Source organism: Roseixanthobacter psychrophilus (assembly GCF_043195195.1).
Taxonomy (GTDB): Bacteria; Pseudomonadota; Alphaproteobacteria; order Rhizobiales; family Xanthobacteraceae; genus NCEH01.
Window position 1 is genome coordinate 1 of sequence record NZ_JBAFWT010000243.1, and the last position, 232, is coordinate 232.

Below are 232 nucleotides of genomic sequence, written 5' to 3' on the forward strand. Positions count from 1 at the left end.
TCGATGTCCTCGATGGCCGCCTGAACGCGGAGCTTGGCATGACGCAGGCGGGCTTGAAGGCGCTTGGTGTCGCGCCAGGCACTCTCTCGATCGACCAGGAGGGCGAAGCGATCCTCGAAGCCGAGGTCGGCGACGGCGGGATCGGCGATCTGTTCGTCGAAGGCGCCGGCCATGCCGTGGAAGCCGAGGGCTTCGAGGCGGGTGGCGGTGGGATGTCGCAGCATGGGATGGG

Annotated in this window: 1 protein-coding gene; it reads right to left on the reverse strand. The window is 68.1% G+C overall.

Features of this window, described 5'->3' with window-relative positions; translation table 11 throughout:
* Nucleotides 1-232, reverse strand: a 232-nt coding sequence (locus V5F77_RS29375) for an ATP-binding protein (protein WP_429008548.1), incomplete at both ends; no start/stop codon positions are given.